Source organism: Nocardia sp. NRRL WC-3656 (genome assembly GCF_000720265.1).
GTDB lineage: Bacteria > Actinomycetota > Actinomycetes > Mycobacteriales > Mycobacteriaceae > Nocardia > Nocardia nova.
The window spans coordinates 19734-42080 of record NZ_JOJF01000034.1 but is presented as its reverse complement, the minus strand read 5'-3'; the positions used below and the strand labels follow the sequence as shown (position 1 = coordinate 42080).

Annotated in this window: 23 protein-coding genes and 1 tRNA gene; 14 read left to right on the top strand and 10 right to left on the bottom strand. The window is 68.7% G+C overall.

All coding sequences use genetic code 11. The features are described from left to right. Positions 1-51 precede the first annotated feature (51 nt). The 5 genes from IG65_RS0129970 to IG65_RS0129950 are packed head-to-tail and all read left to right on the top strand — an operon-like array spanning position 52 to position 3907. Entirely contained in the window at positions 52-1134 is a 1083-nt protein-coding gene (locus IG65_RS0129970) for an enoyl-CoA hydratase/isomerase family protein (RefSeq protein WP_030518311.1), read from the top strand. A 5-nt stretch (positions 1135-1139) separates the two neighbouring features. Beyond that, on the top strand, positions 1140-2048 hold the full coding sequence (gene mmsB / locus IG65_RS0129965) for a 3-hydroxyisobutyrate dehydrogenase (RefSeq protein WP_369801614.1): 909 nt from the start codon (positions 1140-1142) through the stop codon (positions 2046-2048). A gap of 16 nt (positions 2049-2064) precedes the next feature. Next, positions 2065-2841, top strand: a complete 777-nt coding sequence (locus IG65_RS0129960; RefSeq protein WP_030518309.1) for an enoyl-CoA hydratase — start codon at positions 2065-2067, stop codon at positions 2839-2841. Between the two features lie 53 nt (positions 2842-2894). Beyond that, the gene (locus IG65_RS36265; protein WP_197039978.1) at positions 2895-3395 is read left to right on the top strand and encodes a DUF3558 family protein; all 501 of its coding nucleotides are present in this window, start codon (positions 2895-2897) and stop codon (positions 3393-3395) included. A 5-nt stretch (positions 3396-3400) separates the two neighbouring features. After that, positions 3401-3907, top strand: a complete 507-nt coding sequence (locus IG65_RS0129950) for a DUF3558 family protein (RefSeq protein WP_197039977.1) — start codon at positions 3401-3403, stop codon at positions 3905-3907. A 7-nt stretch (positions 3908-3914) separates the two neighbouring features. On the opposite strand, the gene IG65_RS0129945 is transcribed toward IG65_RS0129950, so the two are convergent. The 3 genes from IG65_RS0129945 to IG65_RS0129935 form a co-directional block, all read right to left on the bottom strand. Next, a complete protein-coding gene (locus IG65_RS0129945; protein ID WP_030518306.1) occupies positions 3915-4997 on the bottom strand; it encodes an Hsp70 family protein in 1083 nt (360 codons plus the stop codon). 73 nt (positions 4998-5070) lie between these two features. Beyond that, on the bottom strand, positions 5071-5607 hold the full coding sequence (locus IG65_RS0129940) for a MarR family winged helix-turn-helix transcriptional regulator (RefSeq protein WP_030518305.1): 537 nt from the start codon (positions 5605-5607) through the stop codon (positions 5071-5073). A gap of 62 nt (positions 5608-5669) precedes the next feature. Beyond that, positions 5670-7079: a metallophosphoesterase gene (locus IG65_RS0129935; protein ID WP_030518304.1), complete on the bottom strand. Its 1410-nt coding sequence runs from the start codon at positions 7077-7079 to the stop codon at positions 5670-5672. Positions 7080-7221: 142 nt separating this feature from the next. Here IG65_RS0129935 and IG65_RS0129930 point away from each other — a divergent pair, with 142 nt between their 5' ends. Continuing rightward, entirely contained in the window at positions 7222-8256 is a 1035-nt protein-coding gene (locus IG65_RS0129930; protein WP_036526126.1) for an extracellular solute-binding protein, read from the top strand. Positions 8257-8260: 4 nt separating this feature from the next. On the opposite strand, the gene IG65_RS0129925 is transcribed toward IG65_RS0129930, so the two are convergent. Then, on the bottom strand, positions 8261-8935 hold the full coding sequence (locus IG65_RS0129925; RefSeq protein WP_030518302.1) for a hypothetical protein: 675 nt from the start codon (positions 8933-8935) through the stop codon (positions 8261-8263). 193 nt (positions 8936-9128) lie between these two features. On the opposite strand from IG65_RS0129925, the gene IG65_RS0129920 reads away from it, so the two are divergent. Further along, positions 9129-9539, top strand: coding sequence for a hypothetical protein (locus tag IG65_RS0129920; RefSeq protein WP_156055845.1), 411 nt, complete (start codon positions 9129-9131; stop codon positions 9537-9539). 7 nt (positions 9540-9546) lie between these two features. On the opposite strand, the gene IG65_RS0129915 is transcribed toward IG65_RS0129920, so the two are convergent. Next, positions 9547-10716 carry an NAD(P)/FAD-dependent oxidoreductase gene (locus IG65_RS0129915; RefSeq protein ID WP_030518300.1) on the bottom strand — a complete coding sequence of 390 codons (1170 nt, stop codon included), beginning with the start codon at positions 10714-10716 and terminating at the stop codon, positions 9547-9549. A gap of 107 nt (positions 10717-10823) precedes the next feature. Between IG65_RS0129915 and IG65_RS0129910 the strand changes: the two genes are divergently transcribed. Then, positions 10824-11399 (top strand): TetR/AcrR family transcriptional regulator, encoded by a 576-nt coding sequence (locus tag IG65_RS0129910; RefSeq protein ID WP_030518299.1) that lies wholly within the window; start codon positions 10824-10826, stop codon positions 11397-11399. 161 nt (positions 11400-11560) lie between these two features. On the opposite strand, the gene IG65_RS0129905 is transcribed toward IG65_RS0129910, so the two are convergent. Together IG65_RS0129905 and IG65_RS0129900 are read right to left on the bottom strand one after the other, a co-directional pair. Further along, positions 11561-12049, bottom strand: coding sequence for an FBP domain-containing protein (locus tag IG65_RS0129905; RefSeq protein WP_030518298.1), 489 nt, complete (start codon positions 12047-12049; stop codon positions 11561-11563). Positions 12050-12131: 82 nt separating this feature from the next. After that, positions 12132-12725, bottom strand: coding sequence for a TetR/AcrR family transcriptional regulator (locus IG65_RS0129900; protein WP_231509521.1), 594 nt, complete (start codon positions 12723-12725; stop codon positions 12132-12134). Positions 12726-12850: 125 nt separating this feature from the next. Here IG65_RS0129900 and IG65_RS0129895 point away from each other — a divergent pair, with 125 nt between their 5' ends. Both IG65_RS0129895 and IG65_RS0129890 read left to right on the top strand, forming a co-directional pair. Further along, the gene (locus IG65_RS0129895) at positions 12851-14293 is read left to right on the top strand and encodes an MFS transporter (RefSeq protein WP_231509519.1); all 1443 of its coding nucleotides are present in this window, start codon (positions 12851-12853) and stop codon (positions 14291-14293) included. A gap of 162 nt (positions 14294-14455) precedes the next feature. After that, the gene (locus tag IG65_RS0129890; protein ID WP_030518295.1) at positions 14456-15394 is read left to right on the top strand and encodes an undecaprenyl-diphosphate phosphatase; all 939 of its coding nucleotides are present in this window, start codon (positions 14456-14458) and stop codon (positions 15392-15394) included. A gap of 11 nt (positions 15395-15405) precedes the next feature. Here IG65_RS0129890 and IG65_RS0129885 read toward each other — a convergent pair whose 3' ends face one another. The 3 genes from IG65_RS0129885 to IG65_RS0129875 all read right to left on the bottom strand — a co-directional run bounded on the left by IG65_RS0129885 (position 15406) and on the right by IG65_RS0129875 (position 16580). Further along, entirely contained in the window at positions 15406-15810 is a 405-nt protein-coding gene (locus IG65_RS0129885) for an SgcJ/EcaC family oxidoreductase (protein WP_030518294.1), read from the bottom strand. 268 nt (positions 15811-16078) lie between these two features. Beyond that, positions 16079-16151, bottom strand: a tRNA-Arg gene (locus IG65_RS0129880). Between the two features lie 120 nt (positions 16152-16271). Continuing rightward, positions 16272-16580, bottom strand: coding sequence for a hypothetical protein (locus IG65_RS0129875; RefSeq protein ID WP_030518293.1), 309 nt, complete (start codon positions 16578-16580; stop codon positions 16272-16274). Positions 16581-16715: 135 nt separating this feature from the next. On the opposite strand from IG65_RS0129875, the gene argS reads away from it, so the two are divergent. The 4 genes from argS to thrC are packed head-to-tail and all read left to right on the top strand — an operon-like array spanning position 16716 to position 22336. Beyond that, positions 16716-18374, top strand: coding sequence for an arginine--tRNA ligase (gene argS, locus IG65_RS0129870; protein ID WP_030518292.1), 1659 nt, complete (start codon positions 16716-16718; stop codon positions 18372-18374). Positions 18375-18414: 40 nt separating this feature from the next. Further along, positions 18415-19845, top strand: a complete 1431-nt coding sequence (gene lysA, locus IG65_RS0129865) for a diaminopimelate decarboxylase (RefSeq protein WP_030518291.1) — start codon at positions 18415-18417, stop codon at positions 19843-19845. Next, entirely contained in the window at positions 19842-21242 is a 1401-nt protein-coding gene (locus IG65_RS0129860) for a homoserine dehydrogenase (RefSeq protein ID WP_051757223.1), read from the top strand. The genes lysA and IG65_RS0129860 overlap by 4 nt, the downstream gene beginning before the upstream one ends. Beyond that, positions 21239-22336 (top strand): threonine synthase, encoded by a 1098-nt coding sequence (gene thrC, locus IG65_RS0129855; protein ID WP_051757221.1) that lies wholly within the window; start codon positions 21239-21241, stop codon positions 22334-22336. Before IG65_RS0129860 ends, thrC begins: the two co-directional genes overlap by 4 nt. Positions 22337-22347 lie beyond the last annotated feature (11 nt).

Below are 22347 nucleotides of genomic sequence, written 5' to 3'. Positions count from 1 at the left end.
AACCACGGAGGGCGCCCGCTCATGCCGAGCGGATACAGCATAAGGAAAGACATGACCGAAGCAGAAGTACTGTTCGACAAGCGCGACGGCGTGGGCCTGATCACGCTCAACCGGCCCAAGGCCATCAACGCGCTCAATCATCCGATGGCGCAGGCGATTCTGTCGACCCTGCGCGAGTGGGCCGTCGACGACGAGGTCCGCACGGTGGTGCTGACCGGCGCGGGGGAACGTGGGCTGTGCGCGGGCGGCGATATCGTCGCCATCCACACCGACGCGAAGAACGCGGTGGCGCACGGCATTTCGCGCCACGACAGCGCCGATTCGCCGAGCGGCCGGTTCTGGCGCGACGAGTACATTCTCAACGCCTTGATCGGGAACTATCCGAAACCGTATGTGGCCGTTATGGACGGCATCGTGATGGGTGGCGGCGTGGGACTGTCCGCCCACGGCAACCGCCGCATCGTGACCGAGCGGTCGATGGTCGGCATGCCCGAGACCGGTATCGGTTTCATCCCCGATGTGGGCGGTACGTATCTGCTGGCGCGCACACCGGGTGAACTGGGTACTCACGTCGCCCTGACGACGGCGCGCATGGGCGCCGGAGATGCGATCGCGGCCGGGTTCGCCGACTATTTCGTTCCCGCCGAACGCATTCCGGATCTGCTGGCCGAACTGCGCCGCACCGATGCCGACGCCGCGATCGCGGCCGTCGCGCAGCCCGCACCGGTGTCGGACCTTGCCGCGCAGCGGTCGTGGATCGACGCCTGCTACAGCGCCGACACGGTAGAGGAGATCGTCGCGCGGTTGCAGCGCCACGACGCCCCCGAGGCAGCCAAGGCGGCCGGCGACGTGCTGTCGAAATCGCCGGTGGCACTGAAGGTGACGTTGCGTTCCCTGCGCAACGCCCGCGCGGCGGCGAACCTGGAACAGGCGCTGGACGAGGAATACCGGGTCTCGGTGGCCGCGCTGACCACGCACGATCTGGTCGAGGGCATCCGTGCCCAGGTGGTCGACAAGGACCGCAACCCACAGTGGTCGCCCGCCACCTTCGCGGAGGTGTCGGAGGCGCTGGTGGACAGCTATTTCGCCGGTCTGGGCGACCGGGAACTCGGACTGAGCGGAGCACAGGAGTGACGAACGTGACGAAGGTGGCCTTCCTGGGCCTCGGGCATATGGGCGGCCCGATGGCGGCGAATCTGGTGCGGGCCGGATATCAGGTACTGGCCTACGACCCGGTGTCGGCCGCGCAGGAACAGGCCCGCGCCGACGGGGCGGAGGTCTTCGACACCGCCGCGGCGGCCGTGACCGAGGCCGAGATCGTGATCACCATGCTGCCCAACGGCCGCATCGTGCTCGACGTCTACGACAACGTACTGCCGTCCGCCAAGCCCGGCACCCTGTTCATCGACTGTTCCACCATCGACGTCGCCGACGCCAAGCGCGCCGCGGAAGTCGCTGTGGCAGCGGGACATCGGGCCCTGGACGCGCCGGTGTCGGGTGGCGTCGGCGGTGCCACCGCGGGCACGTTGACCTTCATGGTCGGCGGCGAGGCCGACGATTTCGCCGCGGCGCAGCCGGTGCTGGACGTGATGGGCGGCAAGGTCGTGCACTGCGGCGGCGCGGGCGTGGGCCAGGCCGCCAAGATCTGCAACAACATGATGCTGGGCATCTCGATGATCGGGCTGTCCGAGGCGATCGTGCTGGGCGAGAAGCTCGGCCTCACCCACGACAAGTTCTACGACGTGGTCTCCACCGCCTCGGGCCAGTGCTGGTCGCTGACCACCTATTGCCCGGTGCCCGGCCCGGTGCCGACCAGCCCGGCGAACAACGAGTACCGGCCCGGATTCGCCACCGCGTTGATGAACAAGGACCTGGGCTTGGCCGCGAACGCCCTGCGCGACAACGATGTCGAGGGACGGTTCGGTCTGCTGGCGGCCGAGATCTACGAGCAGTTCAACCGGTCGGCGGGGGACCTGGACTTCTCCGCTATCGTCACCGATATTCGCCGCCGTTCCGGCGCGAAGCCGGGCCAGGATTCCGGCGAGTAGCCGAGAAAGGGAAACAGTGACCGACTTCGAAACCATTCTGCTGGAGCGCACCGGACGCGTCGCGGTGATCACCCTGAATCGGCCGAAGGCACTCAACGCGTTGAATACGCAGGTGCTCACCGATATCACCGCCGCACTCGACGAGGTGGAGGCCGATGCCGGCATCGGCGCGGTGGTGCTGACCGGTTCGGAGAAGGCGTTCGCCGCCGGCGCCGATATCAAGGAGATGCAGTCCAAGTCCTATATGGACATGTTCCTCGCCGATTTCTTCCAGGGCTGGGACCGGGTCGGCGCATTCCGCAAGCCGATCATCGCGGCGGTGGCCGGATACGCCCTCGGCGGCGGCTGCGAGCTGGCGATGATGTGCGACATCCTGATCGCCGCCGACACCGCGAAGTTCGGGCAGCCGGAAATCAAGCTGGGTGTGATTCCCGGTATGGGCGGCTCCCAGCGCCTGACCCGCGCGGTCGGCAAGGCCAAAGCCATGGATCTGATTCTCACCGGCCGCAATATGGACGCCGAGGAGGCCGAACGCGCCGGGCTCGTGGCCCGCGTCGTCCCGGCGGCGGAACTGCTGTCCACCGCGCGCGAGGTCGCCGAGACCATCGCCGGCATGTCGCTGCCGTCGGTGATGATCGCCAAGGAGGCCGTGAACCGCTCGTACGAGACCACGCTCACCGAGGGCCTGCGTTTCGAGCGCCGGGTGTTCCACTCGCTGTTCGCCACCGAGGATCAGACCGAGGGCATGACCGCCTTCGTGGAGAAGCGCGCGGCGAACTTCGAACACCGCTGAGCAGCCTCGTCACGAGCGGTCGCGTGCCCGGGAATTCCCGTACGCTCATCGGCGTGAGATGGGTAGTCGCCGTGATCACGGTGGCCACCGCTGTGGTGGTGGCGGGATGTGGCGCGTCCGGGCCCACACCGGCCACGACGAGTCCGGCCCCGGCGCCGGTCTCCGCGCAGGCATTGGCGGTCGCCGAGTGCGGGTCCGCCACCGATGCGGATGTCGCTGCCGCAACAGGCATTTCCGGGTTACAGCAGGTTTCGGCCAACCCGCTGCGCTGCCGGTGGGAGGCGGCCGCCGGCACCGCGGTGACCTTCGAATGGTTCCGCGCCAGTCCGATCGCCGCGCATACCGCCACCGACCCCGCGGCCCAAGCGGTGCCGCTGCGGATCGGCGACCACACCGGCCGGATCTTCTCCACGCCGCAGTGGTGTGAGGCCGCCGTCGATTCCGGTGCCGCGGATTTCGTCGACTGGCGTGCCGACGAGCCGCAACCGGCTGCGGCACAAGCCTGTTCGGCCGTGCGGCAGCTGGCCGCGGCGACCCTGGCGAAGGCGGGGTGACGACGGTGCGCCGAGCGCGCCGGCTCCTCGTCGCGGTGGCCTTGATCGCCGCCGCGGCGGGATGTTCCTCGGGGCCGACGCCCGCGCAGCGGCCGGTGCAGGCCGAGGACGAACTCCTGCAGGGGTGTGGCCCGGAAACCGATGCCGAGATCGCGAATCTGGTGCACGCCATCGCCGTTCACCGCGAGGGCGGACCGACCGTCTGTGCCTGGGAGGGCAACTACCCGGACGGCGGCGTCGTCGATATCACCTATGCCTGGTTCGCGCAGGACTCGCTGTTGCGCGACGGCCAGGTCGCCGCGGCGCTCGGCTACCGCACCGAGCATCTGGTGATCGGCAGTTTCGGTGGGCTCATCTGGCACGATCCCCGGGATCCCGGCAGTTGCGGGGTCTCGGCCGCCGATTCCGGGACCGTCACCTACTGGGTGCAGAACCGCTCCCGCCTCGCCGCCCCGGACCCGTGCGCCGCGGCGACGGCCGCGGAGAAGGCGACCGTCAAACTGGACGGATGATCCGCCGTCACTTCCCGGGTGCGGGTTCGGCACTGCTGCCCGCGACCTCCACGGGACGCGCCGGTGTGCCGTCGTGCGCGGGCCGCGCCGCATCGTGCCCGGTGACCAGCAAGCCGGTGACCGTCGCGCCGAGCGCCGCGGTCACCGCCAGCGCCGCGACCACCTTGCGCCGCGAGACCGCCGGTCGCGGCGTCGAGGCCGCCGATCCGCACTGCGGCGGGGTGAATCGGATACCGCGCACCCGGCGCGCCGACGGTTGTTCGGTGGTCATCAGTACCGCGCCGCGAGCGGAGACGAAATCGGGCTCCGGATCGTAGATCACGGGCAGATCCAGCAGCTGCTCGAGCGACTCGCGGATACTCGGGCTGCGTGTGCAGCCGCCGAGCAGCGCCACCGCCCGCGGCGGGACCCCGGTCTCCTCGATCAACTGCCGTACATACGACACCGAATGGTGGATTCCGGCCACGACCAGATCGTGGAAGTCGCTGCGGGTCACCACGATTCGCATGCCCGAGCGGGGATCGCCGGCGGTCACCACCCGGGTGCCGCTGAGCTGTTCCTTGTATTCGCGCCCGGTGGCATTGTCGATCTCGACACCGCCGTGCGCGAGATGCCAGCGCAGCAGGGCGTCGTGGCCGTCGCCGCCCAGGAGGGTGCTGCGCTTACCGGCCAGAATGGCCTGGGTGCGGCAATCGGCCTCGGTGAGGGTGAGCCCGGAGCTGCCGAGGTCGTAGAGCAGCACCGCACCCTCGTCGGGCAGCTGTCCGCTGAACCGTAGATAGCGCAGCTGTGCCGGCGGTTCGTCGATGATGGTGAGCCGGCTGCGTCCGGCCGCGGCCCGGATGGCCTCGGCGTGCAGGGCGCAGCGTGAGGTGACGGCGATGCCGGTGACGAATTCGTCGCGGTCGGCCGCGGAGGCCCGCATCGCGTCGATGGCCTGGAAGACCGGCTCCTCGACCCCGGCTCCCGCGCGACGAGCGACCACGCAGCGATCGATCGGCGGCAGATGGGGCTGATCGGAGTGGGTGAGCATGGCGCGCGCGCCACCAGCGCCCGCCGACACGCCCAGGACCAGCACCATGGCGTCCATGGTGAACCTTTCGGCCGCCGATGGGAAGGCAGCGCCCCGGGATGTCGCTGCCGGAATGCCGGCAACCCGGTGGTCAGGCCCAGCGAGTCGGTGTGTCGCCGCTGTCGAAGTCCCCCGCCTCGCGCCGGAATTCCGCCAGCAACTGCAGCAGCAGGTGGAGACGCTCCGGGGGCAATCCCGGCCGGGCGAAGACCTTCTCGTTCAACTCCCGGGTGGCCGCCGCCGCCAGATCGCGCCCGGCGGCCGTGATCTCGATCAGGGTTGCCCGGCGGTCGCTGGGGTGTGGTACTCGTTTGACCAGTTGGGCGGCTTCGAGCCGATCGACGGTATTGGTGACACTCGTCGGGTGAACCTGCAGCCGGGCGCTGGCCGTCGCCATCGGCAGGGCCCCGGTCTTGCTGAAGCTGAGCAGCGTCAGCAGTTCGTAGCGGGAGAAGGTCAATCCCGACGGGCGCAGTGCCTCGTCCACCCGGGCCATCACGATCTGCTGGGCACGCACCAGGGAGGTCACCGCCGCCATCCCGTCGGCGACATCGCCCCAGCCGTGCGAGGTCCACTGGCGGTGGGCCTCTTCGATGGGGTCCAGCGGAAGCGGGCGAGGTGCGGCCATACCGCCGAGTGTATTTGCCCGTCCGCTCCCACGCTGCGGTCCGGAGTCGCCGAATCGGTGATTCAGGACAGTCCCGAAAGATCACCGAGGACAACATGGTTGCGATCGGCGGTGCTGCCCAGTGTGTATTCGGGCATCAATCCGAGATATTCCGCCCGGCTGCGGGTGCTCCACCGCCGGGCGTCCGGGGTGCGGGTTTTGTAGAAATTGACCATGTAGCCGCCCTCGTAGAGGCGCAGCAGGGTGTAGCCGCCCGGATACTCCTTCACCGCGCCCACTTCCAGAAATTCCACCCGGAGCGGGATGTCGGGCCGGGTGCGGCGATTGCGGTGGGTATGGCCCGCATGGTGGAAGAACACCCCGGGCGTCGCTTGATACAGCTGTTGCAGGGTGAGCGCGTCCGATCGATTCAGCACGAAATTCGGCCCGGCGAGATTGGTCAGGCCCGATTCCGCGGTGACCGGATGATGTCCGAAGACGACCGTCGGCCGATCGGGGTCGCGGTTCAGCGACTCCCGCAGGCGATCGAATTGCCCGGGACCGATACTGCCCCCGGATCCGTCGAGTTCGGTGGTGTCGAGCCCGATCAGCCGCAACCCGCCGAGCCTGTGCTCGCTGAATTGCTCCGGGGGAAGGAAGGATTCGCCCCAGCAGTCGTGGTGATCGGCGGTCACCGCCGGGCAGGCGGCGTAGTCGGCGCCGGTATGCGGCCGGTCGTGATTGCCGCGCGCGGCGAACCAGTCGCGCCCCTCGATTCCCCAGGTGTCCAGCCGGTTTCGTATGGTCCGGGTCTGCTCGGGAGTAGCTTCCGCGGTCAGATCACCGGCCAGGATCAGATGGTCGGCGCCGCGATCCGGTAGGCGTAGATCGTCGAGCAACGCCCCCAGCATCACCTCGGGGTAGGGCGGCAGTCCCGGTTCCTGCCGCACACCCGGCGGCAGGCCGGCGGCGATGATGCCGCTGGTCTCCTCACCGATGTGCACGTCGTTGCACAGAGCGAGGGTGCGCAGCAGCCGGCCCGGGGGAGCGACCAGAGTGGTGAATTCGCCGGTGCATTCGGGTGCGCCCGGCAGATGGGTGACCAGCTCCGGCGCCGGTACCGCCCGCACGCCGTCCGACCATGCCTCGAATCGATACCGCCGCCCCGGTTCCAGACCGTCGATCTGCGCGTAGTGATACGGCGTCCGATCGGCGCTCGCCACGGCAACCGTCCGGGCGGGGCCGGTGGAATCCGCAGGAGCCAAACAGATTTCGGTGCCCGCATCGACCGGCACCGGAGCTCCCGACGCATCGGCGGCGAGGGTCGTCCAGGTGATGATCGCCGACGTGTCGGTGATCGTGACCACCTCGAGATCGGTCGCGCGCAGTGAATCAGCCTGGGCCCGAGCCGAACCCGGGAGTACGAGCGGTGCGGCGGCCGCCGCGGCCAGAGCCGCGAGCAGCCGGCGGCGATTCGGCCCGCAGCAGGTCATCGTCGCTCCCTCGGAGTGGTCGGTTCCGATCCGAAGCCGACCCTACCCAGAACGGCGCCATACCGCGTTTCGTGTCGCGAACCCACCCGGTAGGTTGGCTAGCCGGTCGCCTCGGCGCAATTTCCGATCGGAAGGACGGTCCATGGCAACGGCGCAGCAGCACGAACGCACCCGATGGAAACTCGTGCTCGGCGTGGTGGCGCTGGCCGCCTCGGCGCTGGTCACCGCCTGTTCGGCGTCGTCGGACGCGCCGGAGATCGTGGTCTACAACGCGCACGATCAACGCCTGACCCGGCAGTGGGCCGACCTTTTCACCGAGCAGACCGGAATCCGGGTGACGCTGCGCGCCGGCGCCGATGCCGAAGTCGCCGACCAGGTGCTGGCCGAGGGGGATCGATCGCCCGCCGATGTGGTTGTCACCGAGAATTCACCGGCCATGGCCCGGATCGAACGCGCCGGGCTGTTCGCCGACCTCGACCCCGCCACCCTCACGCAGGTGCCGGAACGGTTCCGCCCGAATTCGGGTCACTGGACCGGAATCGCCGCGCGCGCAACGGCTTTCGTTGCCCATCCGGCCGAGATTCCGCCCGCCGAGCTGCCCGCCGGGTTGCTGGACCTGCAACAGCCACAGTGGCACGGCCGCTGGACCACGGATCCGCACGGCGCGGATTTCCAGGCGATCGTCGCGGCGCTGCTGGAACTCGCCGGCGAGAACGCCACGCGCGCGTGGCTGCACGGGGTGAAGGACAACGCGTCCGTCGCGCCGAACGGTTTCGCCGCACTGAAATCCGTCGGCGCGGGCGGAGTCGGCGGCGCGCTGGTCTTCGCCACCGACTGGTACCGCGCGCAGCTCGCGCCCGAGCGGATCACCGGTCCCTCGGTGCCGCATTATTTCCGCGGCGGCGACCCGGGCGGATACCTCTCGCTGTCCGGTGCGGGCGTGCTGAAGTCGAGCCGGCACGCCGCCGACGCGCAGCGGTTCGTGCGATTCGTGACGGCCGCGGCCGGTCAGGGTCTGCTCAGCGGCGGTGCGGCCATGGAGTATCCGGTGGCCCCCGGCGTACCCGCCGACCCGGCGCTGCCGCCGCTGGATTCACTGGACCCGCCGCGCGTGAATCCGAGCGACCTCGACCCGGTCCGGGTCGAGGCGCTGATGCGCGAGGCGGGGCTGCTCTGATCCGCTACGAGGCGGTCAGGTCGTAGCGGTACCTGCTGGTCGGGATGACGTCGAGGTCGCGATCGGCGCCGAAGGTCGCGACGCTGGCCATCATGCGACCGGCGCGGCGCTGCGACTCCGCGTCGTCACCACCGCTGCCCCAGAACGCGTGCTGGTCGGTCATCGCATCCATCGGGAACAATTCCTCGACCAGCGCGTCCACCCGCGGCCCCGGAGTCACCGCGGCGACCACCGTGTTCTGCACATAACCGAAGGTGGCCTGGGTTTCGATCGCCACTGTCGTATGCCGATCCTGCCAGTTGTGCAGCCATTCGGCGCGGCTCAGTTCCTTCGGAATCCGCAGCAGCGCGATATTGGCCAGTGCGTCGTAGCGGGTTCCGTCCGGGGGTCGCGCGGTGGTGAGCGGTTCGCGTTCCTCCACGATCCAGCCGTTGATCCGCTCGGCGACGCCGCTGAGCACATCGGTGATCGGCCCGTTCTGCCCTTCGCTCCAGACGGCGACGATCGCGGCGACCGGTTCGTCGTAGGTGCTCACCCGCAGTTGTGCGGCCGCGACGTCGGCATCGCCGATGTTGACCTGCAGTTCGGTCGCCCCCGCGGCGGCCAGCCGCCGGTGGAAATCCGGTGCGTGGAGGATATCCGCGAGATCCGGCCCCCAGAGGGCGTACATCAATTTCATGCCGGATCCTTTCGGGGAACTGCGTTCGGCTGCGACGACGGTAATTCCGTCTACCGCGCGACACTCGCGATTCGCCAAATCCGTTCCCGCTCACCGGGACCGAATCGGATGCCGGATCGCCGCGCATGTGCGACGGTCCGGACGGTCGGTCGCCTACAGTGAGAGCGACATTCATCCGGTGAGAGGAGACCAGGTGCGCCGCATACTGTTCGCGATGACGCTGTGTGCCGCTGTACTGCCCGCGCTCGCCTGCTCCGCCGAGGCCGACCGCGCACCGGCGGGTACATCGGCGCCCGCGTCCGCGCCCGCGGCTGCCGACCACGGCACCAACGGCACGATCGAGGTGGTGGCCACCCACGGTCCCGAGAAGTACGCCGCCGCCGGCCTCGCCGCGGGCGTCACCACCTGTCAGGCCGGTTCGGTGCTGGCGACCCTGACCACCGGCCGGGACGGCAAGGCCCACCAGGATGTCGCCGCCGACTGCTATCAGGTGCAGGTGACGTCGGTGCCGATGGGATGCCGGTTGGCCACCGACACCGCCAAGAAGGTCGATGTGGTGGCCGGCCGGACCGCGACCGCGGAGTTCGGATTGGCCTGCGCCTGAGCGCATGTCACCGGTTGGCGAGTTCGGCGAGCCGGTAGGCCAGCGTCGTGCGCACCGCCGGAACGCGGGTGACGAGGCGGATCGCGGTATTGCGCAGCAGGCGCGCCGGCCGCGGGCGCAGGGTCGCCATCCGGGTCATGCGATCGGTGAAGGCGACCACGTCCAGCGCGACCGGGCGGCGGGTGCGCTCGTACTCGTCGAGCAGCGTGTCGGGTTCACCGCGCAGGACCCGGGCCAGCAGCGTGCCCAGTAGGGCGGCGTCCTGAATGCCGGTGTTCATTCCCTGCCCACCGGCGGGGCTGTGCACGTGGGCGGCATCTCCGGCGAGCAGGATCCGCCCGGCGCGGTAGTGGTCGGCAACCCGGTGGTGCACGCGGAAACGTGAGCTCCACAGCACCTCTCGTACCGTGGCGCCCGGGCAGCGGGCGTCCAGCAGTGCCTGTACCTGCGCGCGGGTGGGATGTTCGGGCGCCTCGGCGACGGTGGCGACGATGCGGAAACGATCGTGCTCGGTGTCGGGCAGGGGTGCGACGACGGTGACGCCTTCCGGCGAGACGTGCAGCGACACCTCGTCGCGCGGAGCGGGCCAGTCCATCCGCACATCCGCCAGGACGAACGATTCCGGATAGGTGGCGCCGGTGAATCCGATTCCCGCCGCCTCGCGTACCCGGCTGTGCATCCCGTCCGCGCCGATCACGTAGCGGGCCTGGATCGATCCGGATTGCCCTGCGGCGTCGGTGAATTCGACGGTCGCCGACGCCTCGCCGGGGATCACCGCCGTGACCTCCACGGGCCGCAGAACCTGTCCGCCGGCCCGATGCAGCCGGTCGAGCAGGACCGCCTCGGTGGTCTCCTGCCCGACCATCAACGTGTAGGGGAACGGCGTCGGCAGGTCGGAGAAGCCGACGGTGGCCAGCCGGTCGGCGCCGTCGTGTAGGACGAAGCGCGGTACCTCGAGTCCCAGATCGTGCAGGGTCGAGGCGATGCCGAATTCGTCCAGCACCTCGAGGGTCCGGGCGTGCACGACCGCCGCCCGGGAGGTGTTCGCCCCGGCGGCCAGTCGATCCAGCAGAACCACGTCGGCGCCGGCATCGGCGAGCGCGATCGCGGCGGTGAGCCCGGCGGGTCCCGCGCCGACGATGACTACTGCGGCGGTGGTGGGAACTGTGCTGCTCATGACTACTCCCGAGAGACTGCCAACTTGTGTTGGCCAACGACTGTTGACATCGAATATAAACCGCCCCGAGATGGAAAGTCAACAGTTGTTGACCTACGGTTGCAGGCATGAGTGAAGAGACTGTGCCACGCCGCTCGGACGTCACTCGTGCGGCGATTCTGTCGGCGGCTCGCCGGCACTTCGCACGGGAGGGATTCGCCAAGGCGACCATCCGGGCGATCGCCGCCGACGCCGGCATCGATCCGTCGATGGTGATGCGGTATTACGGCAACAAGGACGGCCTGTTCGACGCGGCGCTCGATGTCGATCTCGGTCTGCCGGATCTGGCCTCGGTCGGCGAGGACGCGCTCGGCGAGACGATCGCCCGGCGCTTCCTGGAACTGTGGGAGACACCGCCGGGTAACGAACTACTGATGACGCTGTTGCGTTCCTCGGTGGCGGATGATGCTGTGGTGCAACGGTTTCAACGTGTCTTCGCCGAACAGCTGATGCCCATGGTGACCCGGGTCGGCGACCCCGCCGACGCGCCGCGGCGAGCCGGTCTGGTGGTCACACAGATTCTGGGCTTGGCGCTGTGCCGCTACGTCTTGCGGCTGCCGCCGGTGGTGGCACTGACGAGGGAGCAGATCGTCGCCGAGATCGGCACGACGGTGCAGCGATATCTGATATCGGCGCCGGAATAAAGGCCGCCGGAGGGGATGATCTTCGGTGGACAGGGGTCTTCGCGGGACATGAAAATGCCCCGAGTCCGGCGGGCTCGGGGCATCAGGGCTGCGGCGCGGTCCTCGAGTGTCGGCGCACGGCATCTACCTCCGTTCGATCGGGTGGGCGCTGTCCTGGCCGGTCAGCTGTAGAGACGCTCCACGAATGCGCGCAGGTTCGTGCGCACCCGCTCGGCCTTCTCCTCGTCGGTCAGATCCTCGCGGTAGCGGTTGCCCAGCGCCGGACGCTTCTTGTTGCGCGCGTACAGCGAACAGGCGAGATCGGTGCACATGTAGATGCCGACCGAATTGCCGCGCCGCCCGGAGTCGCCGACCTTGTGCGCGGTGAGCAGCGACACGCCGCTACCGGTATGTGTGGTCAGGCAGATCGAGCACAGCTGGGCCCGGCCGGATACGCCCGTCTCGTAGCGCAGGGCCACGCCGACCAGTCGATCGTCCTGCGGGGTCACCAGATATGCGCGGCCCGGCATCGACCGATCGTTCCAGCCGAAGAAGTCCAGGTCGTCCCACGGTTGCGCGTCGAGATCCCGGGGGACCGGCATGCGTTTGGCATCGCCCTTGGAACAGTTCACGAACGACGAGCGGATCTCGCGTTCGGTCAGTGGTTGCACGTGTTCACTCCCTTCCGAATGGATGAATGGAAAACGGAGCGAGGCTACGGCCACCGATCGCGGCGGGCAATCGAATATCGGCTCAGCCGGTGGTCCGCAGGCCGGCCAGGGTGACCGTGATCAGCCGTTCGGCCGCATCGGGTGATGTCTCGCACGCGACGCCGATCCCGTGGCCCAGGCGCAACAGGTCGCGTGGTTCGATCTCCGGGCGGATCAACCCGGCTTCCTGGGCCGGTTGCAGGACCGAAGTCGCGGCGTCGGTGATCAGATTCGAGCACAGCGTGAAGGTCTGCGATCCGCGGTCGATGGCGGCCTTGAGAGTCACCGCCAGACTGCGTTTGTCCATCACGAACCGCACCTGGGCGCGGAACCACTGCTCCAGGGCCTCGAGCGGGGGGAGGGTTTCGGTCAGCTCGTCGGCGAGTTCGGCCAACGCCTCGATGCTCGATCGATAGACGGCCTCGATGAGCGCGTCCCGGTTGGGAAAGTGCCGGTAGAGGGTGCCCGGCCCCACCGCGGCGCGGCGCGCGACCTCGTCGAGGGGCGCCTCGGGACCGTATTCGGCGAACGCCTCGCGCGCGCATTCGAGTATGCGCTCGTAGTTACGCCGCGCATCCGCGCGCATCGGACGCGGCGGCGCCGCGCGCCCGGACCCCTGTGTCGACGGTGCGCTCACGATTCCTCCAGTGGAAACGGACGAACTCTCCGCTTAGTCTTGCGTAACCGGAGAACTTCTCCATATGCTATCTCCATTGGAAACGGAGACCTTCTCCGTTTAGTTCCGCATCCGATGGAGCCTCCTTGTCTACCTCCACGACCTCTACCTCCGTGCTTTCCTCGTCTGCGCAGGCCGGCGCACCGCCCCGGCGGCTGCGCTCCGGCATCGTGCTGGTCACGCTGCTGACCTGCCAGTTGATGATCGTGCTCGACATCACCGTCATGAATGTGGCGCTGCCGCGCATTCAGCACGATCTGCACTTCAGCGCCACCGGCCTGTCCTGGGTGATGAACGCCTACACGCTGGTCTTCGGTGGGCTGCTGCTGCTCGGCGGCCGGGCCGGTGACCTGTTCGGACGCCGGCGCCTGTTCATCCTCGGGACCGTGCTCTTCACCCTCGCCTCCCTCGGCGGCGGTCTGGCGCCGTCGGCCGCCTGGCTGATCGTCGCTCGCATCGTGCAGGGCCTGGGCGGCGCGATGGCCGGACCGAATACTCTCGCCCTGCTCACCACCACATTCGCCGATCCGAAGATGCGAGTACGGGTGCTCGCCCTGTTCTCCGGCATGTCGAGTGCGGGATTCGCGATCGGGCTGATCCTGGGCGGGCTGCTGACCCAATGGCTGAGCTGGCGCTCGGTGCTGTTCATCAACGTGCCGTTCGGGCTGGTGGTGGCACTGCTGGCGGTGCGGTATCTGCCCGACGCGCCGCGCCGTCGCGCGCACCTCGACCTCCCCGGAGCGGTGACCGCGACGGGTGCGGTGGCCGCGTTGGTCTACGGGTTCATCAGCGCGGCGGCGCACGGCTGGGACGATGTGACGACCGATGTGTCGCTCACGGTCGGCGTCGTCGCACTGGTGGCGTTCCTGCTCATCGAACGCCGCGCCGTCCAGCCGCTGCTGCCCCTGCACCTGTTCGCCGACCGCAATCGCGCCGCCGCGTACGCGAATATGTTCCTCGGCCCGATGGCGGGAACCTCGATGTTCTTCTTCCTCACCCAGTATCTGCAGGAAGTGCGGGGAATGAGCGCGCTGGCAACGGGTTTCGCCTTCCTGCCGACCGCGGTGACGATGTTCACCATGATCCGGCTGATTCCCCGCCTGCTGCCCCGTTTCGGACCCAAGCCGGTGACGCTGGTGGGGACGGCCGCGATGATCGGCGGGCTGGTCCTGCTCACCTTGCTCGATACCGATACCGGTTACTTCCCGCTGCTCGCGGTGGCGACGGTCTTGATGGGATGCGGTATCGGCCTGGCGTTTTCGCCGCTGAACGTGATCATCATGGCGAATGTGGCGCCCGAGGAGGCCGGTGCGGCGGGCGGTGCGCTGCAGACGCTGCAGCAGACCGGTGCGGCGCTGGGGCTGGCGGTGCTGGTCACGGTCTTCGGCACCGCTGTCCGGGCCGCGTCCGGCTCGGCCGTGCATGTGCTGGTCTCCGGCATCACGACCGCCTTCGCCGCGGCGGCGGGGATCGCGGTACTGACATTGCTTGTGGCGTCGACATTTCGGAGCGTACGGGCGCAGCGTTGAGTGACGGGGCGGCGGCCCTCGGAGATGCCCCAGGGTCGCCGTCCTCGATATCCAAGATCAACTTCGGGCATATCGGACGATTCGAAACCCGTTGTCGCGCAGTGACTTATCCGAGATTCGACTCACAGGAACCTTTATGATTGCCGTGCGAAACTCGTCGCGATGCTCACCTATTTCGAAGCGATGGTCATCGGCGCGGTGCAGGGTTTCACCGAGCTGTTCCCGATCTCCAGTCTCGGACATTCGGTTCTCGTGGCGGCCTGGCTGGGTGGACGCTGGGGAGCCCTGGCCGACCGGGGCGGAACCGAATCCGCTGCAACCTATTTGGCGTTCGTCGTCGCCTTGCACGTGGCGACGGCGGTCGCGCTGGTGATCTACTACCGGCGCGACTGGTGCGCGATCATCGTCGGATTCGTCGAGATGGTGCGGACGCGGCGCCTCGATACCGTTCCGCAGCGGCTGGCCTGGTTGATCATCATCGCGACCGTGCCGGTCGCGGTGCTCGGCCCGCTGCTCGAACATCCCCTGCACGATGTCTTCGCGGCTCCGTTGTGCGCCGCGGCCTTTCTGACCGTCAACGGCGTGGTGCTGGTCGTCGGCGAGGGGCTGCGTCGCCGCAACGAGCCCACCCTCGCCGAATACGGCCGTCGCTTCGCCCTGAACCAGGCGAACGGCCGAACTCGCACGGCGACAACGCTTTCCCTCCCGCAATCGGACCGCCGCTTGGCTGCCCTCGACTCCCGGGATGCGGTCGGCATCGGCCTGGCTCAAGCCGGCGCCCTCCTCACCGGCTTCAGCCGGGCCGGCCTCACCATGGTCGGCGGTCTCTGGCGCGGTCTGGAGCACGAACACGCCGCCAAATTCGCCTTCCTCCTCGCCACCCCCGCGATCTTCGGCGCCGGGATAGTCGACCTCCCGGACCTGATATCCCCACGCGCCGAGGTGATCTGGGGGCCGATCCTCGTCGGCGCGGTGGTGTCCGGTGTCACGTCGTGGTTCGCCGTCCGCTATCTGGAACGCTACTTCCAGACCCGAACCCTGTTGCCGTTCGCGGCGTACTGCGTGATCGTGGGGGTGGTGTCGATCGTTCGATTCGGGTGAGTGGCCGACCGCTAGCGCGCCGCGGCGGGGCTGTTGTGGTACGCGGCAACCGTCCATTTGCCGTCGCGCCGGTGCAGGACCCAGGTCGCGTCGACGTACCGGTCGGCGGGGACGTCGGTTTCCCCGGCGAACAGAATCGCGGCCCTGCTGACGACCACGGCGTGGTCCGCGCCGAGGAATCGGATATCTCCGATGTCGTCGGTGACGGTCGAGTTCGCGAGAACGGTCGCGAAACTGTCCGCCATACCCTGCCGGATCTCCGCCCGGCTGCGCCGATAGGTCCCCGGCATGATCACCGTGGCGTCCTCGGCGTAGTCCGCGACGAAAGCGTCGGCGTCCCCGGCCGCCCAGGCCTTGTACTGATCGGCCAAGATCTGCGCGATGGCGGCCGAGTCGTCGGTTCGAGTCGTGGTCATGGCATGTCCTTCGTTCGTCGGCGTGGCCCTCGTTCGGGCCGTACACCCCTCCGACGCGCGAGCATCCCCGGAATCGACAACCCGAGCGGTCCTGCGTACCTGCGTGCCTACTGGCCCGACCGACCGTCCTCGATGGGGTGTGGGAGCCGCCCCCGGTAACCGCGAGCTACTGAATTCTCCAGCGGTCCGGACCACAACTGCTCGAGCAGAAGGTATGGACGAAAAAAGCCCCTGAGCAGTGGATCACTGGTCAGGGGCCCGTTTTCTGTGCCCTCGGCAGGATTCGAACCTGCGGCCTTCTGCTCCGGAGGCAGACGCTCTATCCCCTGAGCTACGAGGGCGGGGATTGGACCCGGTCGACACCAGTGGATACGTCGTCCGATCGGGCGGGGAAAGCGTATCGCATCACACGGCGTGCGCCAAAAGACAGGTCCGAGCAGGGATTCAGCGGCGGCGCGGCACTAACGCGTCGGCATCGGCGCACCCGGCATGCCGGGAATGGCAGGGATGCCGGGGATGCCGGCGGGTGGTTCGTCCATCTGACCGGTCGGCGGAACGGCCTTCTCTTTGTCGGCGTGGTGGCGCGATTTGGGGACGAAATAGACGACCAGCGCGACGACCAGGGCGGCGATCACCACGACCGCGCCGACCAGCGCCCAGGGAACACGCCGGTGCTTCGGCGGGTTGGAATTACCGTTGTACGCCCCGCCGGGGGCGGATTTCGCGGCGGCACGAATCGCCTTGGCTGATTTCGCGCTGGTGTTCGGCATCGGCGTAGCGCTCTCTTCGGGTGTGTCGGAGGGGTACGGGCGCGGCGGGCCGGGGCCGCCGGTGCCGGATGCCGGGTGCGCCGAGCAGGTGCCCGCTGGCGGCGCACACCCGCTCGGACCATAGGATAGAGACTCGTGACTCCAGCTGACCTTGCAGAACTCCTTCGTGCGACCGCGGCGAAGGTGCTCGTCGAACGTGGATCCGACCCTGCGGTCCTGCCCGACGAGGTCAAGGTGGAGCGTCCCCGTAATCCGGAACACGGAGACTATGCCACGAATGTGGCCATGCAGGTGGGCAAGAAGGCCGGAATGAATCCGCGCGAACTGGCCGGTCTGCTGGCCGCCGCGCTGGCCGCCACCGACGGCATCGAATCGGCCGATGTGGCCGGTCCGGGCTTCCTCAACATCCGTCTCGCCGCGGCCGCCCAGGGCGCCATCGTGGAGCAGATCCGCGCCGCGGGCGCCGCCTACGGCACCGCGCAGGCACTCACCGGCACCAAGATCAACCTGGAGTTCGTCTCCGCCAATCCGACCGGCCCGGTCCATCTCGGCGGCACCCGCTGGGCGTCGGTCGGCGATGCGCTGGGTCGCATCCTGGCCGCTCAGGGCGCCGACGTGACCCGCGAGTACTACTTCAACGACCACGGCGCGCAGATCGACCGCTTCGCCGAATCGCTGGTCGCCGCCGCCACCGGCGCGCCCACCCCGGAGAACGGCTACGCCGGTGCCTACATCTCCGATATCGCCGGCCAGATCACCGCCGCGCATCCGGATGCGGTGACGCTGCCGGAGGACGAGCGGCACGAACTGTTCCGCCGCGAGGGTGTCGAGCTGATGTTCGCCCACATCAAGCAGACGCTGCACGATTTCGGCACCGATTTCGACGTGTACTTCAACGAGAGCTCGCTGTTCGCCTCCGGTGCCGTCGAGAAGGCGCTCGACCAGCTCAAGGCCTCGGGCAACCTGTACGAGAAGGACGGCGCCTGGTGGATCGCCAGCACCGAATACGGTGACGACAAGGACCGCGTCGTCATCAAGAGCGACGGCAAATCCGCCTATATAGGCGGCGACATCGCCTACTTCCAGAACAAGCGCTCGCGCGGGTTCGACCTCTGCATCTACATGCTCGGCGCCGACCATCACGGCTACATCGGCCGGTTGAAGGCGGCGGCGGCCGCGTTCGGCGACGATCCGGATACCGTCGAGGTGCTGATCGGCCAGATGGTGAATCTGGTGCGCGACGGTGTGGCGGTGCGGATGAGCAAGCGCGCCGGTACGGTCGTCACACTCGACGATCTGGTCGAGGCGATCGGCGTCGACGCCGCCCGCTACGTGCTGGTGCGCAGTTCGGTGAACTCGAGTATCGATATCGACCTGGATCTGTGGACCAAGCAGAGCAGTGAGAATCCGGTCTACTACGTGCAGTACGCGCACGCCCGCACCTGTGCGGTCGCCCGCAACGCCACGGACTTCGGATTCGCCGGTGTCACACCGGATCTCGGTCTGCTGTCCGCCGACGAGGAGGGTGAGCTGATCCGCACCCTCGGCGAGTTCCCGGCCGTGGTGGCGAGCGCGGCGAGCCTGCGTGAACCGCACCGCGTGGCCCGTTATCTGGAGGAACTGGCCGGCGCCTACCACCGCTTCCAGACCAACAAGACGCTGCGGATCCTGCCGCAGAACGACGACCCGGTCCTGCCGGTCAACGCCGCCCGCCTGCAACTGGTCGACGTCACCCGTCAGGTGCTGTCCAACGGTCTGGCGCTGCTGGGCGTATCCGCCCCGGAGCGCATGTGAACCGCCGTCGGTCAGGTCATCGTGTGAGGAAGGAATTATTGTGAGTGCGCATCCGGCGGGACCTCGGCACGCCGAGATCCCCCACGCCCCCAACCTGCCGGAGCGGCCCGCCGACCCCCGCGCGATGATCGACCTGCCCGAAAAGGTCTGGCCCCGCAACGCCTCTCGCGACGCCGACGGCGTGGTGCGCCTGGCCGGTATGCCCGTCACGCAGCTCGCCGCCGAATTCGGCACGCCGCTGTTCGTGGTCGACGAGGACGACTTCCGTTCCCGCTGCCGCGATATGGTCCGCGCCTTCGGTCCCGGCGCGCGAGTCCACTACGCGTCCAAGGCATTTCTGTGCGGCGAGATCGCGCGCTGGGTGCGTGACGAGGGCCTGCACCTGGACGTGTGTTCCGGCGGTGAACTGGCGGTGGCGCTGCACGGCGGCTTCCCCGCCGAGCGAATCGCCCTGCACGGCAACAACAAATCGGTCGCCGAGCTGGAGCAGGCCGTCGCGGCGGGCGTCGGGCACGTCGTGGTCGACTCGCTGATCGAAATCGAGCGCCTGGAGGCGGTCGCCGCCCGCGCGGGCGTGGTGCAGGACGTGTTGGTCCGCGTCACCGTCGGCGTGGAAGCGCATACGCACGAATACATTTCGACCGCGCACGAGGATCAGAAGTTCGGCTTCTCGATCGCCGGCGGCGACGCGATGGAGGCGTTGGCCCGGGTCTTCGAGGCGGACAATCTGCGCCTGGTCGGCCTGCACAGCCACATCGGATCGCAGATCTTCGACATCGACGGCTTCGAGATCTCGGCGCGGCGCATGTTGCGACTGCTGCGCGATGCGATCGAGAAGTTCGGCGTCGAGCGCACCGAACAGATCGCGATCCTGGATCTCGGTGGCGGGCTGGGCATTTCGTATCTGCCGAGCGACGATCCGCCGCCGCTGGACGACTTCGCCGCGAAGGTGCGCGACATCGTCGAGGTGGAGGCGGCGCAGATCGGCCTGCCCACCCCGACCATCGCGGTGGAGCCCGGCCGCGCGATCGCCGGCCCCGGCACCGTCACCCTCTACGAGGTCGGTACCACCAAGGACGTCTCGCTCGACGCGGGCGCGCAGCGCCGCTACGTCAGCGTCGACGGCGGGATGAGCGACAACATCCGTCCCGCGCTGTATCAGGCCGACTACGACTGCCGGCTGGTCTCGCGCTCCAGCGAGTCCGCCCCCGTGGTGGCGCGTGTGGTCGGAAAGCATTGTGAGAGTGGCGATATCGTCATCCGGAACACCTGGATGCCCGCCGACGTCGGACCGGGAGACCTGGTTGCGGTCGCGGCCACGGGAGCGTACTGCTATTCGATGGCCAGCCGCTACAACATGCTCACCCGGCCGGCCGTGGTCGCGGTCCGCGACGGGCAGGCGCGGCTGCTGCTGCGCCGCGAGACGGTGGCGGATCTGATGAGCCTGGAAGCGACGGAGGTGCACTCATGACCGAGGCGACGAACCAGGCCAGAGGCGGTGCGTTCGGAATCGAACATCCCATCGGGGTCGCGGTGCTCGGCATGGGCAATGTCGGCACCGAGGTGGTGCGCATTCTGCGCGACCACGCCGACGACCTGCGCTCGCGGGTCGGCGCCCCGGTGGTGCTGCGGGGCGTCGCCGTGCGGCGCCTCGACGTCGACCGAGGCATTCCGGCCGAGCTGCTGACCACCGACGCCGAAGCGCTGGTCGCCCGCGACGACGTCGACCTGGTGGTCGAGGTGATGGGCGGTATCGATCCGGCTCGCAAGCTGATCCTGTCCGCGCTCAACGGCGGCAAATCGGTGGTGACCGCGAACAAGGCGCTGCTGGCCGACTACACCGGTGAGCTGGCCGCGGCGGCCGAGGGCAGCCGCGCCGATCTGTACTTCGAGGCCGCGGTCGCCGGCGCCATCCCGGTGGTGCGCCCGCTGATCCAGTCGATGTCCGGCGACCGGGTGAACCGGGTGGTCGGAATCGTCAACGGCACAACTAATTTCATTCTCTCGGCGATGGACGAGACCGGCGCCGACTACACCGATACGCTCGCCGAGGCGACCCGGCTCGGCTACGCCGAGGCCGATCCCACCGCCGATGTCGAGGGGTACGACGCCGCCGCCAAGGCCGCGATCCTCGCCTCGCTGGCCTTCCACACCCGCGTCACCGCGGCCGATGTGTACCGCGAGGGCATCTCGAAGATCACCGCCGAGGATCTGGAGACCGCGGCGGCGGTCGGCTGCACCGTGAAGCTGCTGGCCATCTGCGAGCGGATGCCCGGCGGCGAGCGGCTGTCGATGGACGGTTCGGCGGTGGCCGCGCCGGGCGAAGCGGGCAGCACGCCCGCCGGTAAGGACCGGGTGTCGGTGCGCGTCTACCCGGCGCTGATCCCGCGGCGGCATCCGCTGTCGTCGGTGAACGGCGCCTTCAACGCGGTGGTGGTCGAGGCCGAGAACGCCGGCCGGCTGATGTTCTACGGCCAGGGCGCGGGCGGCGCGCCGACCGCCTCGGCCGTCATGGGCGATCTGGTGATGGCGGCCCGCAACAAGTTCTACGGTGGCCGCGCACCGGGTGAATCGGTTTATGCTGAGCTGCCGATCGCGCCGATCGGCGACATCCCGACCCGCTATCACGTGAACCTGCAGGTTGCCGACCGCACCGGGGTTCTGCAGGCGGTGTCCGGCAAATTCGCCGAGCACGGTGTCAGCATCTCGACGGTCCGCCAGGAGGGACACGACGAGGGCGCCCGACTGGTCGTGGTCACCCACCACGCACCAGAGTCGGCGCTGGCCGATACGGTGGCAGCACTTGCCGAGCTGGAATCCGTCACGTCCGTGACCAGCGTCTTGAGATTGGAAGGCACCGAGGAATGAGTCAGACAGGAGCGCCGCCGTCGGCCGGGGCCGTGCACACTCCGTGGCCGGGGCTGATCGCCGCCTATCGGGAACGCCTGGCGGTCGGCGCCGACTGGGAGCCGGTCACCCTCTACGAGGGCGGCACGCCGCTGGTGCCCGCGCATCACCTGTCCGAGCTCACGGGCTGTGAGGTGTATCTCAAGGTCGAGGGCCTCAACCCGACCGGTTCCTTCAAGGACCGCGGGATGACCATGGCGATGACCGATGCCAAGGCCCGCGGCCAGAAGGCGGTGCTGTGCGCCTCCACGGGTAACACCTCCGCCTCGGCGGCGGCGTACGCCACCCGGGCCGGCATGCACTGCGCGGTGCTGATCCCGCAGGGCAAGATCGCGATGGGCAAGCTCGCGCAGGCGGTCATGCTCGGCGCCAAGATCATTCAGGTCGAGGGCAATTTCGACGACTGCCTCGAGCTGGCCCGCAAGGTCACCTCGGACTTTCCCGAGGTCGGTCTCGTGAACTCGGTCAACCCGGCCCGCATCGAGGGGCAGAAGACCGCGGCCTTCGAGATCTGCGACGCACTGGGCAAGGCCCCCGATGTGCACGCCCTGCCGGTCGGCAACGCGGGCAACATCACCGCGTATTGGAAGGGCTACAGCGAATATCACGCCGACGGCCTCATCGTGAACCGTCCGCGCATGCTCGGTGTGCAGGCCGCCGGGGCCGCGCCGCTGGTCAACGGCGCGCCGGTGAAGGACCCCGAAACCATCGCGACCGCGATCCGGATCGGCGCGCCCGCGTCCTGGAACAGCGCGGTGGCGGCCAAGGAGCAGTCCGGCGGCGCCTTCCGGGCCGCTACCGACGAGGAGATCCTCGCCGCGTACCGCCTGGTCGCGAGCACCGAGGGCGTCTTCGTGGAACCCGCCTCGGCCGCGAGCGTGGCCGGTCTGCTGGCCGCGCGCAAGGAGGGCTGGCTCGATTCCGGGCTCACCGTCGTGTGCACCGTCACCGGCAACGGTCTCAAGGATCCCGACACCGCGCTGCTGGGTATGCCCGCGGTCGAGGCGATCGCGGTCGATCCGGTAGCGGTGGCTCGCGAGCTCGAGTTGGCCTGAGTTGAGTGCGC

Bases quoted from the DNA above. Each gene is read 5' to 3' on its own strand.
- IG65_RS0129930 (WP_036526126.1), top strand. From the start codon at position 7,222: ATGGCAACGGCGCAGCAGCACGAACGCACCCGATGGAAACTCGTGCTC.
- IG65_RS0129890 (WP_030518295.1), top strand. From the start codon at position 14,456: ATGCTCACCTATTTCGAAGCGATGGTCATCGGCGCGGTGCAGGGTTTC.
- IG65_RS0129915 (WP_030518300.1), bottom strand. From the start codon at position 10,716: ATGAGCAGCACAGTTCCCACCACCGCCGCAGTAGTCATCGTCGGCGCG.
- IG65_RS0129885 (WP_030518294.1), bottom strand. From the start codon at position 15,810: ATGACCACGACTCGAACCGACGACTCGGCCGCCATCGCGCAGATCTTG.
- IG65_RS0129970 (WP_030518311.1), top strand. From the start codon at position 52: ATGACCGAAGCAGAAGTACTGTTCGACAAGCGCGACGGCGTGGGCCTG.
- IG65_RS0129935 (WP_030518304.1), bottom strand. From the start codon at position 7,079: ATGACCTGCTGCGGGCCGAATCGCCGCCGGCTGCTCGCGGCTCTGGCC.
- IG65_RS0129860 (WP_051757223.1), top strand. From the start codon at position 19,842: ATGACCGAGGCGACGAACCAGGCCAGAGGCGGTGCGTTCGGAATCGAA.
- thrC (WP_051757221.1), top strand. From the start codon at position 21,239: ATGAGTCAGACAGGAGCGCCGCCGTCGGCCGGGGCCGTGCACACTCCG.
- IG65_RS0129875 (WP_030518293.1), bottom strand. From the start codon at position 16,580: ATGCCGAACACCAGCGCGAAATCAGCCAAGGCGATTCGTGCCGCCGCG.
- IG65_RS0129940 (WP_030518305.1), bottom strand. From the start codon at position 5,607: ATGGCCGCACCTCGCCCGCTTCCGCTGGACCCCATCGAAGAGGCCCAC.
- IG65_RS0129945 (WP_030518306.1), bottom strand. From the start codon at position 4,997: ATGGACGCCATGGTGCTGGTCCTGGGCGTGTCGGCGGGCGCTGGTGGC.
- IG65_RS0129925 (WP_030518302.1), bottom strand. From the start codon at position 8,935: ATGAAATTGATGTACGCCCTCTGGGGGCCGGATCTCGCGGATATCCTC.
- IG65_RS0129910 (WP_030518299.1), top strand. From the start codon at position 10,824: ATGAGTGAAGAGACTGTGCCACGCCGCTCGGACGTCACTCGTGCGGCG.